The 14523-nt window shown below is 51.7% G+C and carries 11 protein-coding genes and 3 pseudogenes; 7 read left to right on the top strand and 7 right to left on the bottom strand.

Translation table 11 applies throughout. From position 1 onward, the window contains the following. Positions 1-119 precede the first annotated feature (119 nt). Together I2123_RS25005 and I2123_RS25000 are read left to right on the top strand one after the other, a co-directional pair. Positions 120-1358, top strand: a complete 1239-nt coding sequence (locus tag I2123_RS25005) for an IS110 family RNA-guided transposase (protein ID WP_213052952.1) — start codon at positions 120-122, stop codon at positions 1356-1358. A gap of 652 nt (positions 1359-2010) precedes the next feature. Next, positions 2011-2433, top strand: a complete 423-nt coding sequence (locus I2123_RS25000) for a GNAT family N-acetyltransferase (protein ID WP_095463659.1) — start codon at positions 2011-2013, stop codon at positions 2431-2433. Positions 2434-2551: 118 nt separating this feature from the next. Here the strand turns inward: I2123_RS25000 and I2123_RS24995 are convergent, their stop codons facing one another. Next, positions 2552-2863 (bottom strand): hypothetical protein, encoded by a 312-nt coding sequence (locus I2123_RS24995; RefSeq protein WP_213053049.1) that lies wholly within the window; start codon positions 2861-2863, stop codon positions 2552-2554. Positions 2864-2892: 29 nt separating this feature from the next. On the opposite strand from I2123_RS24995, the gene I2123_RS24990 reads away from it, so the two are divergent. Beyond that, positions 2893-4026, top strand: a complete 1134-nt coding sequence (locus I2123_RS24990; RefSeq protein WP_038626485.1) for a glutathione-independent formaldehyde dehydrogenase — start codon at positions 2893-2895, stop codon at positions 4024-4026. Between the two features lie 356 nt (positions 4027-4382). On the opposite strand, the pseudogene I2123_RS24985 reads toward I2123_RS24990, so the two are convergent. The 3 genes and pseudogenes from I2123_RS24985 to I2123_RS25755 all read right to left on the bottom strand — a co-directional run. Then, positions 4383-4694 (bottom strand): annotated as a pseudogene (locus I2123_RS24985) (alpha/beta hydrolase); the annotation flags it as partial. A 285-nt stretch (positions 4695-4979) separates the two neighbouring features. After that, positions 4980-7631, bottom strand: coding sequence for an excinuclease ABC subunit UvrA (locus I2123_RS24980; protein WP_213053048.1), 2652 nt, complete (start codon positions 7629-7631; stop codon positions 4980-4982). A gap of 386 nt (positions 7632-8017) precedes the next feature. Then, positions 8018-8164, bottom strand: a pseudogene (locus tag I2123_RS25755) (metal-sensitive transcriptional regulator); the annotation flags it as partial. A 51-nt stretch (positions 8165-8215) separates the two neighbouring features. On the opposite strand from I2123_RS25755, the gene I2123_RS24975 reads away from it, so the two are divergent. Next, positions 8216-9351 (top strand): IS3 family transposase gene (locus I2123_RS24975; protein WP_213053047.1). Its coding sequence is split into 2 segments (ribosomal slippage): positions 8216-8462 and positions 8462-9351, totalling 1137 coding nucleotides; the frame shifts between segments, so codons are not numbered across the junction. 268 nt (positions 9352-9619) lie between these two features. Here the strand turns inward: I2123_RS24975 and I2123_RS24970 are convergent. Beyond that, the gene (locus I2123_RS24970) at positions 9620-9925 is read right to left on the bottom strand and encodes a putative quinol monooxygenase (RefSeq protein ID WP_213053046.1); all 306 of its coding nucleotides are present in this window, start codon (positions 9923-9925) and stop codon (positions 9620-9622) included. A 125-nt stretch (positions 9926-10050) separates the two neighbouring features. Between I2123_RS24970 and I2123_RS24965 the strand changes: the two genes are divergently transcribed. Then, positions 10051-11037 carry a GlxA family transcriptional regulator gene (locus I2123_RS24965; RefSeq protein ID WP_048242218.1) on the top strand — a complete coding sequence of 329 codons (987 nt, stop codon included), beginning with the start codon at positions 10051-10053 and terminating at the stop codon, positions 11035-11037. Positions 11038-11115: 78 nt separating this feature from the next. Here I2123_RS24965 and I2123_RS24960 read toward each other — a convergent pair. Then, a pseudogene (locus I2123_RS24960) lies at positions 11116-11283 on the bottom strand (family 1 glycosylhydrolase); the annotation flags it as partial. Positions 11284-11580: 297 nt separating this feature from the next. Here I2123_RS24960 and I2123_RS24955 point away from each other — a divergent pair. Continuing rightward, positions 11581-12576 (top strand): zinc-dependent alcohol dehydrogenase family protein, encoded by a 996-nt coding sequence (locus I2123_RS24955; protein ID WP_213053045.1) that lies wholly within the window; start codon positions 11581-11583, stop codon positions 12574-12576. Beyond that, on the top strand, positions 12566-13585 hold the full coding sequence (locus I2123_RS24950) for a zinc-dependent alcohol dehydrogenase family protein (RefSeq protein WP_213053044.1): 1020 nt from the start codon (positions 12566-12568) through the stop codon (positions 13583-13585). The genes I2123_RS24955 and I2123_RS24950 overlap by 11 nt, the downstream gene beginning before the upstream one ends. A 22-nt stretch (positions 13586-13607) precedes the next feature. Here I2123_RS24950 and I2123_RS24945 read toward each other — a convergent pair whose 3' ends face one another. Next, positions 13608-14507 (bottom strand): LysR family transcriptional regulator, encoded by a 900-nt coding sequence (locus tag I2123_RS24945; RefSeq protein WP_213053043.1) that lies wholly within the window; start codon positions 14505-14507, stop codon positions 13608-13610. Between the last annotated feature and the right edge of the window lie 16 nt (positions 14508-14523).

Raw genomic sequence — 14523 nt, 5'->3', positions numbered from 1 at the left:
GAGCCAGTAGGTGCTCCACGTTCGCTAACGAATACTCAGGGCATGCAGATAAACTGCTGGCTATATTTCTTTCGAAGAGCGTGGAATGCATACCAATCCCCGATGAAAAGGAGTTGGTGATGACTGCGACTAATCAATTTGCTGCGCACGTTGGTCTGGACTGGGCAGATAAAAAACACGATGTCTGTGTTCAGTTTAAAAACGGTGAACGCGTATTCCATGTGATTGAACATACAGCAGAAGCGCTTGATGTCTGGCTTACCGAGTTACACCAGAAGGTAAAAGGCAGGATCGCTATCGCCGTTGAGTTGAAGAAAGGCCCCGTGGTGTATGCTCTTCAGAAATATCCGTTTATCACCGTTTTCCCCGTCCACGCTTTGTCCCTAGCTCGTTACCGGCAAGCCTTCTCGCCCAGCGGCGCTAAAGATGATCCGCAGGATGCCGAGCTGGCATTAGAGTTAATGCTGCGTTACCCCCAGAAGATAAAAGCTATTGAACCCGCCAATGCGGATATTCGCTTACTTCAGCAGCTGGTTGAGCAACGTCGTCAGTTGGTTGAAGATAAACGCCGTTTTGTGAACCGGATAATCAACACGCTTAAACAGTATTATCCTCAGCCACTGGAGTGGTTCTCACATCGGGGTAGCTTACTGTTGTGTGAGCTGATTATCCGGTGGCCCAGTTTGCAACAACTGAAACGAGCCAGGCGCGAGACGATCCGCAACTTTCTGAATGCCAAAGGTGGCCGCGCAATAGCCCTTACCGAGCAGCGTATTGCGAGTATTGATAACGCGATCTCATTGACGACAGACCCGAGTGTTATAGAGGCTAATGCTTTGATGGCAACAGCACTGGCGACACAAATTAAAGTCGTGAGTGAAATCATCAAAACCTATGACGAACGAATCGAAGCGCTGTTTGACACATTGCCAGATGCGGGGCTGTTCAAATCACTTCCGGGCATGGGGCCGTGTATGGGCCCACGGATGCTTGCTGCACTTGGTGATAACCGTAACCGGTTTAACAGCGCTGAAGAAATTCAAAACTACGCAGGTATTGCACCGGTGACAGAACGAAGTGGCCAGAAATCCTGGGTTCACTGGCGATGGCAATGTGCCAAGTTCGTCAGGCAGACCTTTGTTGAATGGGCTGCCAAGACGATTAACTCATCATACTGGGCCAGACTTTATTATCAGGGACTGCGAGAAAAAGGAAAATCTCACCAGTCTGCAATCCGGGCTCTTGCCTTCAAATGGATAAGGATCATTTACCGCTGCTGGAAGACCAGAACCCAGTACGATGAAGCGAAGTATTTGATGGCTCTCGAAGCGCGACACTCGCCCTTACTTAAGCCATAAAAAGCTTGTCGAATGTCTCAGGGCGTGATATAGCCATCAGTTTATCTGCATGCCCTGAGTATTCGTTAGCGAACGTGGAGCACTTACTGGCTCGAAAGCAAAGCGGCAATCATCAAATCACATGATTCTGGCACAATATTCGTAACCAGTAAGCGCATACCCTGAATCACTTAAAAGTGTAACCCTCAGGGTTCGAATGACTATATCTGGCACAAAGCGACCTTTGTCATGAATCCTGACTCACTGTCTGAGGCAGGAGCAGGCCCGCTGAATGCGGCTTTAGCGGCAGGAAGCGTTAGATAACGTTGAGCTGAACGGCGCCGTAAGCCCGGCTCCGCCGGTTATATTCTGATATATGGCGCTCCCCATTCCTGTCAGTGTATCGAATCTCACAGGTGAACCAGCCGCAGACTGCTTCCATAGGCTGCAGGTTAAAACGTTTGCTTACTTTCTGAATCATGAGGGCTTTTCTGGTGGCCCAATATCCGGTTAACGATAACTTTCAGAAAATGAACCCTGCCTCTCTGGGATGATTAGGATTAACTAATCATCTTATGGAATTGTAAAATCCCGTATGAAATTAAAAAATCTGTGCGGGATTGCCGTTTTATTAAGGCTGCACTGCAGTCAATTAAAGAGAGGGAGACTGAATATGCGTGTTCGCCTGACCACTGAAAACGATGCTATATCCCTGATTACTATCGACATTGTTGCCCAGAGCCAGCCAAAAGGTGCGGCGCAAATCCGCATCTGGTGTGCCTGGTCTGTCTGTTATATTGCCGAACTGCAGGGAATAGCGATGGGATATGGCGTGCTGAACTACCATTTCTTCGGCTACGGCTTTATTGAAATGCTGATGGTAGGCGAACACTACCGCCGCAGGGGTATCGGTCTGGCGTTGATTGCAGCATTGAAGTCCCGCTGCCAGCACCCGAAGCTGTTCACCTCCACCCATCGTTCTAACCTGCCAATGCAACGGCTGCTGTTGAACGCCGGATTTATCCCCAGCGGTCAGGTCGACAATCTCGATGACGGGGACCCGGAAGCGATATTTTTTATTCCAGCCTTAACGTAGCGCAGAGAGAAGGGTACACAGACACCCATATCCAGGGTGCCAGGCTCAGCGAGGCCAGGGTTTTAGCGACATCTGTATCTAACGGGAAGTGCCTCTCTGAGAAGGTTCTGGCAGTGAATCAGGCAAAAACTGGCCGGGTGTAAGGTAAATCATCTTTCTGATAAATCGGGTCTTTACCTTCAGGCTGCGTCTGAGATTGCTGCCGATAATTGATAACTGTTTTACGCAAATATTCCCGCAACGCTACCGGCTGCTGCCGCTCGGCTTGATGCGGCATGATCCTGACCTTTTCCCGGCTGTCTTTGACCGTCATCCCCGGCCAGCATTCCTCAACGTATCCGATAAGAAACCTCCCGATTGCCTTGCTGTCGATTGCGTTATCAATCATGGCAGCTAAACTTAGTTGACACTTACCCGGTCGGGCAGCCACACCTTTCCGGCCGCAAGCGGGAGAAGATCATGAAAGCAGTTATTTACAACGGTCCCTATGATGTAAAAGTTAAAGACGTGCCGGATGCAAAAATTGTTCGCCCCACCGATGTGCTTGTCCGCATTACCACCACCAATATTTGTGGATCGGATTTGCACATGTACGAGGGTCGGACCAGCTTTGAGCAGGGACGTATTTTGGGGCACGAAAACCTGGGTGAGGTGGTTGAAATTGGCTCAGGAGTGGAGCGTGTTAAGGTCGGTGACTATGTCTGTCTGCCATTTAATGTCGGATGCGGTTTTTGCGAGAATTGTGAAAAAGGTCTGACCGGTTTTTGCCTCACCACCAATCCCGGTACTGTGGGCGCGGCCTATGGTTTTGCTGAAATGGGCTCCTGGGAGGGTGGTCAGGCGGAACTGCTTCGGGTCCCCTTTGCAGACTTTAACTGCCTGGTGCTTCCGCCTGACGCAGTAGAAAAAGAAGATGATTATGTGATGCTCTCTGACATTTTCCCTACCGGCTGGCATGCGACAGAACTCGCCGGATTAAAGCCTGGCGAAAGCGTAGCCATTTACGGCGCGGGGCCGGTGGGTCTGATGGCCGCACACTCAGCCATGATAAAAGGCGCTTCACAGGTATTTGTAGTGGATACACACCAGGACCGTTTAGCGCTGGCAGAGAAAATGGGGGCGACGGGCATCAATGCGACCGGCGATGAAGCCGTGCAACGAATTCTCGACTTAACTGACGGACGCGGCACTGACTGTGGCTGTGAATGCGTGGGCTATCAGTGCTGTAACAAACATGGCCATGAAGATAATTCGGTCACTATGAACAGCCTCGTTGCATCAACCAAAGCAACCGGGGGAATTGGTGTGGTTGGCGTGTTTATCCCGCAGGATCCGGGAGCTGCATCAGACCTTGCCAAAGAAGGTAAGATGCCGTTTGATTTCGGCAGTTTTTGGTTTAAAGGACAGTCAATCCGCACCGGCCAGGCGAACGTCAAAGCCTATAATCGTCAGCTGGCCCGTCTGATCCATCAGGGTAAAGCCAGCCCGGGCGGCATAATCTCACACCGTCTTTCACTTGCTGAGGCGCCTGAGGGATATAAGCACTTTGACGATCGCGATGAGGGATGGACGAAGGTTATCCTTAAGCCTTAACTGACGCTGATCGGTTATAAAAGTTAAATCGGAACAATTAAACCGGAACAATGTAGAAATATCGACGGGATACCATTGCGTATCCTGTCATAATATTTATCTTCTGCTGCCAGGCTCGCCCCTGTATCTATTGTGATGTTTAATGACGCATTATGAATATTATCAGGACCTGTGAATAGCGCCCGATCTTCTTCAGGCATAAACGAAATAAACGCTATTCATGTAATAACGATGAGAGTGGGTGAGAATGAAGTGCGATATTATAAGGATTCTATGTAACATCATGTCGGGATAGATCCAGAGTCAAAGCCACCTGAGTATTACAGGTGGCTTTTAAACGATTCTGAGCTGCGTTTTTACCTTAAGCTGGTTTTGAAAAACTGTTCAAACCTGGCAAAAGGGATCTTACCTGCAGCGTTGTCGTATAAGTCCACGTGGTTTGCGCCGGGGACGATCACAAGCTCTTTTTCAGTGCTGCCAACCGCTTTGTAGGCATCTTCTGCAAAATAGCGCGAGTGCGCTTTTTCACCTGTAACAATCAACACAGGAATAGTGATTTCATTTGCGTAGCTAAGCAGCGGCATATTCATAAACGACAAGGGCATCGTTGCATTCCATGCGCCATTAGAGTTAACAGAACGCCCATGGAAGCCGCGTGGCATTCTGAACCGCCCCGGTAATCCTGGTTACCTCTCTCAAAGAGTGTAGTCTCCAGGATTACCGGGGCGGTTCAATGGTGAATATTCTCATCAGATTATCTTTTACCTGTTCACAACAGTGTTAATAAGCGCCGTATGAAAATCATGATCCCGGCACGCTATTTTGTTATCCATTACTGAAAAATTTCTCGTTAGTCCAAGTATCACAATAAATATAATATACCTGCGGGAGATTACTGATACAGAACACGCCGGGAATGTGCCGCCATTGACGCAATGACGACACAGCCCTTTTTAACCGTTCCGTGAGAGTTCCCTGGCAATATACTGTGCGGTACGGCTTTCTTTGACCTGCGATACCTGTTCGGGAGTTCCTGCGGCAACCAAGCGTCCTCCCTCATGTCCCGCTCCAGGACCGATGTCGATAACCTGGTCTGCCTGAGTAACCGCCCGCATATCGTGTTCAATCATTATCACTGTATTTTCTGCATCAACAAGCCGCTGCAGCTGCACAAGGAGGCGGTCGGCGTCTGAAGCATGCAGGCCGGTTGTCGGTTCATCTAGGATATACAACGTGTGGCCACGTTGGCTACGTTGTAGTTCGGTTGCCAGCTTGATCCTTTGCGCCTCCCCTCCGGATAACTCGGTTGCTGGTTGTCCCAGACGCAGGTAGCCCAGACCAATTTCACTCAGCAGACGGAGGGGACGAGCCACTGGTTCTTCAGTCGCAAAGAACTGACTGGCTTCATCCACCGTCATATGCAGGACCTCCGCGATATTTTTGCCCTGCCAGCAGATCCTGAGAGTATCCCGGTTATACCGCGCGCCATGGCAGGCCGGGCACGGTGCATACACGCTCGGCATAAACAACAGCTCCACGCTGACGAATCCTTCACCTTCACAGGTTGCACAGCGGCCTTTTGCCACATTGAAAGAGAATTGACCCGCATCGTAATGATGGAGTTTGGCGTCAGTCGTTCCGGCAAAGAGCTTACGAACAGGATCAAACAACCCGGTATATGTCGCCAGGTTTGAACGGGGGGTCCTGCCTATCGGTTTCTGGTCAACCTGAACCAGACGCTTTACCAGTCCGGTATCACCGGTCAGGGTACCGTACGTTTTCTCCGTTACGGATGGCCCCTCAGCGTCGCTGGCTTCGGAAAGCACGTCTTCTGGCTCACCGCCAAGTGAAGAAAGCACCAGTTCCGGTAAGGCCTGGGCAATCAGACTGGATTTACCGGAGCCAGAGACTCCCGTCACGGCTGTCAGCACACCCAGAGGAATATCAACATCGATCCACTTAAGATTGTGGCGATGGATCCCCTGCAGTTTCAGCCACCCGGATGGGATACGGGCAAAAGATTGTGGTGGCCGGACTTCATCAAATAAATAACGCGCGGTACGAGATTGGGTGACGGCTTTCAGATCTTCAGGAATTCCACTGTAGAGAACATGTCCTCCCTGTTCACCAGCCGACGGTCCCACATCAACAAGCCATTGCGCCCGTCGCATCAGGTTAAGATCATGTTCAACGACAAACACCGAGTTTCCGGCATCACGAAGGTTCTCAAGCGCATCGTAAAGCGCTTTACTGTCTGAGGGGTGCAGACCCGCAGACGGTTCATCAAGAACATAGACCACACCAAACAGCATCGAACTTAGTTGCGTGGCAAGACGCAGTCGCTGAAGCTCTCCGGCAGATAGAGTTGGGGTTGCTCTGTCCAGCGTAAGATAACCCAGCCCCAGTTTCTGCAACTGATACAACCGGGCCATGACACCACCGGTCAGCCGTTGTGCCGCCAGTCGTTTCTCTTCCGATAACGCCGATGTCCGGCGGACATCGGGTGTCACGGAATGGACCGCTTTTCCGGATGCAGCACGCTCTGTCCGATCCCGACGGGTGATATCCCTGTCGGCATCTGCGCCGGCGTGGTGGGCACTGAAATCCCCCCGGGAGATTGGAAGGAGCAATTCCGCCAGCTGGTCTAAGGGCATCTGCATAAATTCACCAATGTCCACACCGGCAAAGGTGACGGACAATGATTCTGACTTCAGTCTTTTCCCGTGACAGACCGGACAGAGCTTGCCTTCCATAAAACGGGAGACTCGTTTTCTCATCAACGCGCTTTGCGTGCTGGCGAAGGTATGTAGCACATAACGACGTGCCCCGGTGAAGGTCCCCATATAACCCGGCGTCATTTTTTTCCTGACGGCTTCGCGCGTATCTTCCGGACTCAGTCCCGGGAAAACCGGTACCGTGGGGGTGTCTTCGGTAAAAAGGATCCACTGACGGTCTTCCGCTGGCAGATTTTTCCAGGGAGTGTCGATGTCATACCCCAGCGTCACCAGAATATCCCGCAGATTCTGTCCGTGCCAGGCCGGGGGCCAGGAAGCAATAGCCCTTTCACGGATACTAAGTGAGGGATCGGGCACCATCAGTGTTTCAGTTACCTCATAGATATGGCCCAGACCATGGCAAGAAGGGCATGCCCCCTGCGGCGTGTTGGGAGAAAAATCCTCGGCATACAGCATCGGTTGTCCGGCAGGATAAGTGCCCGCCCGTGAGTACATCATTCGCACCAGACTGGATAAGGTGGTCACGCTGCCGACAGAGGAGCGCGCGTTACTGGCACCGCGTTGTTGCTGAAGCGCAACGGCTGGCGGCAGTCCGTCAATGGCATCCACATCCGGAACCCCGACCTGATCAATGAGGCGACGAGCGTAAGGGGCAACCGATTCAAAGTAGCGCCGTTGCGCCTCAGCATAAATGGTGCCAAAGGCCAGTGAAGACTTACCCGAGCCTGACACACCCGAAAAAACAACCAATGCGTTGCGCGGAATGGAAACATCCACCTCTTTAAGGTTGTTCTCGCGAGCACCGCGAATCACAACTGAATTGCTGTCGTCAGTCAGGATGGGATGATAACCGAAAAGTTTCTTTGCCATAGAATTTCCTGTGTTAGGTGTGTCCGCTCTTAATAAGGCCACCTCTTGTGACGGTATCTGGTGTGCCGGACCGCTCGATCAGAAAGCCCGTCGAAAAAAGCGTTTGTGTGACCGGAAACAGATTGCTGAAGCTGGGCCCGGTGGTACCCTGCGGATCCGCCTTCTGTATGAGAACTGGCTGGCGGCGTACCCGGGACCGGAGATTTGGCTCCCGTGATAATGCGGGCTCCCCGGTACGCGACGCTGTGGTTCCAGACCCAGCTGATGGCGACACTCAGGCGGTTTCGGGTACCAATTAAAAAATACAGATGAATAATGCACGTGATTTCATATGTCATTTCCTTTCATTACAGTTTTAGACCCCATCAGACATCTGCCTGGCAGAGTTAACGGAGATAGGAGCGGACTATCGAAATGGTGTCGTCGATTGACCTCTTCTGCGACTCATTTCGTTTGCCCGTATCGGGGAATTCCTCCCGAAGATAGCTTTCCAGAACAACCGCCATCAGGTCGTTAACGGCTCCCTGGACTGACCCCGCTCCGGTAGACGATCCTGCCCTATAGTTTGAGTATAGGAGGAGCGTATGGGCACACCACGATTTACACCTGAATTTAAGGAAGAAGCCGTCCGTCAGATAACGGAACGCGGTTATTCCGTCGCCGAAGTATCTGCGCGTCTGGGCGTCTTTGCACACAGCCTCTACAAGTGGCTACGGGCTATCAAACCTGATAACAGCGAGCAGCATGCCCGGGATTTACTGGAAGCTAAAAGCGAGATCCTGAAACTCCGGGCGCAGCTAAAACGCACCGAAGAAGAACGGGATATCCTGAAAAAGGCCGCGCGGTACTTTGCAAAGGAGCCCGACTGAAGTACCGCTTTATCAATGAGCACCGAACTGTATGGGGTGTGATGACGATGTGTCGGGTACTGAATGTCGCCCGGGCCGGGTTCTATGCGTGGCTGCATAACCCTGTCTCGGGGCGTGATAAAGATAACCAGCGCCTGCTGATGCTTATCCGCGACTCATATTCCCTGAGCGGAGGCGTATACGGTTACCGGCGGGTTCATGGCGATCTGAACGAAATGGGGGAAACCTGTGGTAGAAACCGGGTGGGTCGGATCATGCAACTGAACCGGATTAAAGCTGTGCGCGGCTATAAAGCGCCACGTCGTATCGCTGGCAGGCCTTCAGTCGTTGCTCCTAATCGCGTGCAGCGGCAGTTCACCGTTGTCCGGGCCAACCAGGTCTGGGTCACCGATATTACTTATATCCGCATCTGGCAGGGCTGGCTGTATCTGGCGGTGGTTATCGATCTCTTCGCCCGTAATGTGGTCGGCTGGTCGATGAAACCCACTCTCTCACGCGAACTGGCGCTCGACGCGCTGATGATGGCGGTCTGGCGCCGAAAACCAGACAGCGAGGTTATCGTACATAGCGATCAGGGCAGCCAGTACGGCAGTGACGACTGGCAGCGCTTCTACCGGGCCAATAACCTGGCGCCGAGCATGAGCCGGCGTGGCAACTGCTGGGATAATGCGGTGGCCGAATCGTTCTTCAGTTCGCTGAAAAAAGAACGGATCAGAAAACGCATATATAAAACCAGGGATCTGGCCCGGGCGGATATCTTCGATTACATTGAAGTCTTCTATAACCGGTCCCGGCGCCACAGCCACCTCGGCGGCGTCAGTCCGGAGGCCTTCGAACAGGCCTCGTCGTGAGGACAGGATTTGTCTACAGGCGTGGGGTCAGTCCAAACTATAGGGCAGGATCGTCTACCGGGGCGGGGTCAGTCCATCAACGGCTCGGAAGTGTCTAGATTATCCGTGGCGATTCAGGGGTGACTTTTGGGTATACCCGGTCAGATTTGGCTGCTTAGGGTTACCGCTCTAGAATTTTCATCAAAAATGTCCGCGAAAAGCGGACATGTAAAATTTACAGCCTTCTATGTGCGCTATGAGATGTGAGCTGAACTCATAACGTACCGAATTAAATACCTTTTGCCGCAATCAAAACCGCAGGATGAATTTGTGGCTCTTCTGCCAGCAGAGCGGGTACGGTAGCGAATATTTGTTTAGCTGCTTCACCGGACATATGGAGTTCCCTTGAGTCTGTACTACTGAACAGATCTACAAGGAAAACCGTTTCAGGACTCGTTTCTGAGCGGATCACCAGCCAGTGAGTGGTGCCCTCTTCTGCATTAACATGAGGCAAAGCAGCGGCTATGCGCTCTGCTACTTCAGCGCCTTTTCCTTCTCTCGCTTTAAATGAAATCAGTCCTGCTGTTGTACTCATTGTTTCTTTCTCCTGTTGTAATAATCATGGCTTTCTTACGAGAATTATTGTATCAGGGTTAGGCAACATGGCACTGTGGCGAATCTGCCATTAAACCGGCATTTTCGGCCAATTACAGGACTGAGATGAAAAAGATAGTCATTATTGCTTCCCCGGGATGCCTTGCTTCAGGCTATACCGGGCTGGCTGATATGTTCTCTCTTGCCGGAAGAGCCATATCAGCTGCTCGCAAGGAGCCGTCACCCTTTAATATCATGACAGCAAGTCCGGACGGGCGGCCTGTGACCGACGGAAGCGGGCGGTTACTGACCGCCGATGCGGCACTGGCAGATATCAAATCATGCGATGCGGTTCTGATCCCCGGGTTTGTACCCGATGCATCAAACACACCGCCACAGCTCGGTAAGCTGGGCAGCATAGCATCATGGATACGGCAACAGTACGTGCATGGCGCGCTGGCTTGTGGCTCGTGCAGCGGAGTGTTTATGCTGGGCGAGGCGGGGCTGCTCAACGGCAGAAAATGTACGACAACCTGGTGGCTGTACGATGAGCTCAAGCGCCGTTACCCCCGGGCAAACGCCATCTGGGGCAATGCTCTGACTGAGGATAACCGTATAGTTACGGCTGGCGGGCCGCTTTCATGGATTGATGTGGCCTTACACGTTGTGCGTCAGCTTGAGGGGACGGAGGCTGCGCGCATTGCAGCAGAATTTGCTGTAGTGGATACAACGCCTCCCGCAAGGGCTGTTTATATGCCCACCGCGCACCTCAGCCGGCCGGACAGTATTCTGCCCGGTGCAGAATTTTTTATAAGGCAGGAAGCATCAACGCTGCTTACCACAAGAGAGCTGTGCCGGCGCCTTGCCATTTCGGAGCGAACCTTTCACAGGCGTATAAAGGCGGAAACAGGCGAGTCACCGAAACAGTTTATCGACAGGATCAGGTGTGAAATGGCAAGGCTGGCACTTGAAACATCCGCTAAAACCATAAAGCAGATCGCAGCTGATGCAGGTTACGCGGATGAGGGCAGTTTCAGGAGGGTCTTCAGCCGGATGACCGGTATGAATCCGGCATTATACCGCCGTTGGGTGAAAGACCGTACCCGGGAATAATGCACAGTAGGACCGGGAGGTATCCGCGCGGAATTATGGGACGCCCTGACAGCACAGTGCTGCCAGGGCTGTGCTGTGTTAACTACTGAGGTCTTTTCCGTTCGTGGCGATGACTTTTTTATACCAGTGGAAGCTTTTCTTACGGGAGCGTTTTAGTGTTCCGTTCCCCATATCATCCTGGTCAACATGTATAAATCCGTATCGTTTGGACATCTGAGACGTGCTTGCGCTGATCATGTCTATAGGTGTAGCGACCTGCATTTGAAATAGGTACGACCTGCATTTACCGCTGATTATCAGCTCACATTAGCTGCAACCAGCGCAGCTCTCAAACCCACAATACCTGCAAATGAGCCTGCATTTATCCCTGTCGACCTGCATTCCATTTTCACAAACCCACATTAACTGAAAACACGTCAGGCATCCCAACGATATATCTGATTGGTATTAATTTTGGAATTATATAATCCACACTATGCCATTAAATGGATTACTGGTTCCTGTTATCTTCTGTCCGTCCCCAATTACATAACAGGAATACACATGAACCAGACAATGACTGCTCTCGTACTCGAAAATTTCGGTGATGATAAATTTGCCCGTAAAGAACTCCCGGTGCCACAACCACAGGCTGGTCAGGTTCTGGTGCGTGTTCATGCCAGCGGTGTAAACCCGATTGATTATAAAATTCGTCTTGGAGAGGCTCCGTACGCCATGCCTCAGCTCCCTGCTGTGCAGGGTACTGATATGGCAGGGGAAGTGGTTGCTGTCGGTGAAGGCGTAACCCAGTTCCGTGTTGGAGATGAAGTCTACGGCCTGACCGGTGGCGTTCGCGGCCTTCAGGGTTCACTGGCTGAGTTCATTGCTGCAGATGCAGACCTGCTTGCCATCAAACCACGTAACCTTTCCATGCGTGAAGCCGCAGCTCTGCCGTTAACGTTCCTCACGGCATGGTCTGGCCTTGTTGATAATGCCAATGTACAGGCTGGTCAACATGTGCTGGTACAGGGTGGCGCCGGTGGCGTAGGTAACATGGTTGTCCAGCTGGCAAATGCACTCGGTGCAAAAGTTGCTGCAACCGGATGTACGGCAGATCAGGAGCTGATTACAACGCTGGGCGCATTCCCGCTGGATTACACAAAGGTTTCCACGCAGGACATCATTGAGCAATGCACCGATGGTGAAGGCTTTGATATCGTTTACGATACGGTTGGTGGCCCTGTCCTCGACGCCTCACTTTCCATGACGCGCTATTACGGCCATATCACCAGCTGTGCTGCATTTGGTGACCATAACCTGGCTACGTCATCGCTGCGTTGTGCAACCCTGTCGGGTGTCTTTATTCTGCTGCCAATGCTCACAGGTGAACGTCGTGCTCATCACGGTGAAGTTCTGAAAACCGCCACCCGTCTGGTTGAAGAAGGAAAAATTCGTCCGGTCGTTGATGCTCGTCATTTCTCACTAGACCAGGCCATTGATGCCCACCACGCAGTTCAGGATGGTTCAGCTTCCATCAAGGTTGTGATTGATGTCATTTAACGGCCTGATGGCGAGAACCTGGCGCTTTAACTGCACCGGAGAAGCCGACGTCCTTGAACTCGAAAACCTGCCTGTTGCCTTACCGGCAGCAGGTGAGGTGCTGATTCAGATGAAAGCTATCGGTCTTAACCGGGCAGACACCATGTTCAGACGGGGTACTTATATCGAGAAGGCCGTATTTCCCTCTCGCCTTGGTTACGAAGGTGCTGGCGTGGTGCTGGCTACGGGCGAAGGTGTTAAGCAGTTCTCTCCTGGAGATAATGTTTCAGTGTTGCCTTCTGACAGCTTGGCGCGTTTTGGCACTTGCGCAGATAAGCTGCTGATCCCTGAAAGCTATCTGGTGCATAAACCTGACAGTCTGAGCTGGGAAGAAGCCTCATCAGTATGGATGCAATACCTTACCGCCTGGGGTGGGATCGTGCATGCCGGGGAATTGACAAAGGGTGCGTCCGTACTGGTCACTGCTGCATCAAGCAGTGTTGGCCTGGCTGCGGTTCAGATTGCAGAAGCTGCCGGAGCCAGAGTGATTGCCAGCACCCTGACGATGGAGAAAAAGGAACGTCTGCTTGCCTTAGGTGTGAAAGATGTCATTGCCAGTGAAGATGAACCTGACCTCTATCAGGCGATTGTTTCGCGGTTGGGGGGTGAGCATCTTGATATCGTGTTTGATGCTGTTGGTGGACCTCAGATTGAACATATCGCACAGGCCATGTCCGCAAAAGGACGTATGGTCATGCATGGTGCGCTGAGTCCTGATGTAACGCCTTTTCCTCTGCGACTGGCATTACGCAAGAGTCTCACTATGCGGGGCTTCCTCTTTTTGGAAGTGTTGAATGATCCAGCCATTCGGGAAAAAGCAAAGCGTTTTATCCTGAGCTGCATGGGGGCCGGTTTTCTGAAGCCACAGATAGATAAATGCTTTAAATTTGAAGAGCTGCGGGAAGCACACCAGTATCTCGAATCAAATCAACAAATCGGAAAGATCATTGTCAGGGTTGATCCTGTCTGAATAAACCTGACCCCTTTTCGGGTCAGGTTTCCAGTTCACCCAGCACGTCTACAAGATAGTCAAACAGCGCTCTGATCCTCAATGGCGTTGGCCCACGCTGAGGGCGGTAAAGGTACAACCGCCAGACGGGTGATGTCTCCTCGGTGAGTATCTGAATAAGCTTGCCACTTTTAAGCCACGGCAGAACTAAAAATCCCGGCATATGCCCAAATCCAACACCGGCCAGAATAGCCTGGAACTCAGCCTCAAGATCATCGGCAATAAAGCGAGGTTTCGACGGGATGAAGCTGCGGCTTTCGGTAAATGTCCAGGGCCAATAGCGACCCGTCTTATGATCAAACAATGCCGTCAGAGGATAGGAATCCAGCTCAGCGATGCTGGCAGGCATTCCAACCTTATCAATCAGCTCAGGTGTACCGACAGGGTAAAAATGAATCTTTGCCAGTTCGCGCGCCACATACCGGTTGTCAGGCAAAAATCCAAAACGGATACCTATATCGATACGTTCATCGATAACATCGCTGTGCGAGTCGGTCAGCACACAGTCCACCACGATATCCGGGTACTGACGCGCAAATTCAGCCAGTGCAGGAACAACCAGTTTTCGGCCTAATACCGAAGACATAGTTAATCTCACCGTCCCCCCCATTTCATCAGTTTTATCCTTAACGCCTTTTACTAACAGCGAATCAAGAGAGTCAACCGCCTGGCGCGCCTGTTTTGCAAGACGTTCTCCATCTGCAGTTATCTTTATTTGTCGGGTACTCCGGTAAAATAAAATTTCTTCCCGCTGCTCTTCAAGTTCCTTTACTGCCCGGGTGACTGCCTGGGGCGATATCCCCAGTAGCATCGCCGCTTCCTTAAAATTTCGTGATTCGGCAGCCACGCAAAAAATACGCAGCATCTCCAGCTTGTTTTGCATCGTAGCAGCTCCTTGA

This window comes from Rahnella inusitata (assembly GCF_018288855.1).
Classification (GTDB): Bacteria; Pseudomonadota; Gammaproteobacteria; order Enterobacterales; family Enterobacteriaceae; genus Rahnella; species Rahnella inusitata.
This window is presented reverse-complemented; position numbering and strand designations above follow the sequence as displayed.

Coding starts and splice junctions, on each gene's coding strand:
- I2123_RS25005 (WP_213052952.1), top strand. CDS start 120: ATGACTGCGACTAATCAATTTGCTGCGCACGTTGGTCTGGACTGGGCA.
- I2123_RS25000 (WP_095463659.1), top strand. CDS start 2,011: ATGCGTGTTCGCCTGACCACTGAAAACGATGCTATATCCCTGATTACT.
- I2123_RS24990 (WP_038626485.1), top strand. CDS start 2,893: ATGAAAGCAGTTATTTACAACGGTCCCTATGATGTAAAAGTTAAAGAC.
- I2123_RS24980 (WP_213053048.1), bottom strand. CDS start 7,631: ATGGCAAAGAAACTTTTCGGTTATCATCCCATCCTGACTGACGACAGC.
- I2123_RS24970 (WP_213053046.1), bottom strand. CDS start 9,925: ATGAGTACAACAGCAGGACTGATTTCATTTAAAGCGAGAGAAGGAAAA.
- I2123_RS24965 (WP_048242218.1), top strand. CDS start 10,051: ATGAAAAAGATAGTCATTATTGCTTCCCCGGGATGCCTTGCTTCAGGC.
- I2123_RS24955 (WP_213053045.1), top strand. CDS start 11,581: ATGAACCAGACAATGACTGCTCTCGTACTCGAAAATTTCGGTGATGAT.
- I2123_RS24950 (WP_213053044.1), top strand. CDS start 12,566: ATGTCATTTAACGGCCTGATGGCGAGAACCTGGCGCTTTAACTGCACC.
- I2123_RS24945 (WP_213053043.1), bottom strand. CDS start 14,507: ATGCAAAACAAGCTGGAGATGCTGCGTATTTTTTGCGTGGCTGCCGAA.